The organism is Mycobacterium sp. 94-17 (assembly GCF_035617725.1).
GTDB lineage: Bacteria > Actinomycetota > Actinomycetes > Mycobacteriales > Mycobacteriaceae > Mycobacterium.
This window is the reverse complement of sequence record NZ_JAPIYN010000060.1, coordinates 1-1424: the sequence shown is the minus strand read 5'-3', so window position 1 is coordinate 1424 and position 1424 is coordinate 1. Positions and strand designations below refer to the sequence as shown.

Annotated in this window: 1 protein-coding gene; it reads left to right on the top strand. The window is 63.8% G+C overall.

Translation table 11 applies throughout. The features are described from left to right. Positions 1–77: 77 nt before the first annotated feature. Positions 78–1394 carry an ISL3 family transposase gene (locus tag OQ789_RS25595; protein ID WP_324689191.1) on the top strand — a complete coding sequence of 439 codons (1317 nt, stop codon included), beginning with the start codon at positions 78–80 and terminating at the stop codon, positions 1392–1394. Positions 1395–1424: the final 30 nt, after the last annotated feature.

The window sequence follows — 1424 nt, the reverse complement described above, 5'->3', positions numbered from 1 at the left end:
CAGCGGGGCTAGGTGCCGGCTTTGAGGTCGGCGTGCCCTGCGGTTGTGGGGAACGAAGGTGCCTGAGTCTTTGAAGTGTGACCATCAAATTCAAAAGCACCTTCGTCCGTTGTGAGCCTAGTCAGATCGTCGAAGCCCTTGTCGGGCTCAAGGACGTCCGCGTGCTGGCCTATCGACGTATCGGTCCGGATGTCGAGCTGGTGATCGAGCAGACCGTGGTCAATCGGTTATGCCCGACGTGTGGGGGCGCAGGCCAGATCAAGGAGCGGCCGACGGTGCGCTATGTCGACCTGCCCGTCTACGGCCAGCCGATGCGTCTGGCGTGGCGCAAGCACCGTTTGATCTGCCGGCGACCCGCCTGTGCTGGGCCGAGCTGGACCAGTGCCGACCACCGCATCGCGGCCAAGAACTGCCTGCTGACGACCCGCTGCGCCAAATGGGCCACGATGCAGGTCGGGACAGGTCGTGCGGTCTCCGATGTCGCCGGTGAGCTGTCCTGCGATTGGCACACCGTCAACGACGCGGTCATGACCTACGGTCGGGCGCTGCTGGCTGCCGACCGGCGTCGCCTCAACGCCACGTCCGCGATCGGCTTGGACGAGACCTCTTTTGTGAAACTGTGCAGCCGCAGGGGCCGCTCGTATGCGACCACCGTCGCTGATGTCGCCAACCACCAGATCATCGAGATCCTGCCCACACGAAGCTATGTCGATGTCGCCGGCTGGATCGACCAACAACCCCTGGCATGGAAACACCGCATCCGCTTCGGCGCCCTGGACATGTCGGCGACCAACGCCGCGGTCTACACGGTGATGCTGCCCCAAGCCCGGCAGGTCGTCGATCCCTTCCACTGCGTGCAACTGGCCAATCGGGCCCTCGACGAGATTCGACGACGCGTGCAGCGTGAACAAAAAGGCCACCGCGGTCGGCGTCACGACCCTCTCTACCGGGTCCGCCGGGTGCTGCTCACCGGTGAGGAACGCCTCGACGCCAAGGCCACCCAACGCCTGAGTTCACTACTGCAACTGGGCGATCCCCGCGGCGAAGTCGCCCTGGCCTACCGCGTCAAGGAACGACTACGCGAGTTCTACTGCTGCACCGACATCCACGCCGCCCGCGCGATGCTCTCCGAACTGATCGACCACTGCCTACGCCCGAGCCTGCCGCCCGAACTGAACAAACTCGCCCGCACCTTCAAAGCCTGGTTCGACAAGATCTGCAACTTCCACATCGCCCGAGTCAGCAACGGGCCCACCGAGGCCCTCAACAACCTGATCAAACGCATCAAACGCATCGGCTACGGCTTCACCAACTTCGAGAACTACCGCATTCGCGCACTGCTCTACGCCGGCAAGCCCAACTGGCGGGTCCTCACATCCATCGTCGTCCGATGAACACAGCACCCCGGCAAGATCCGAAGAGCC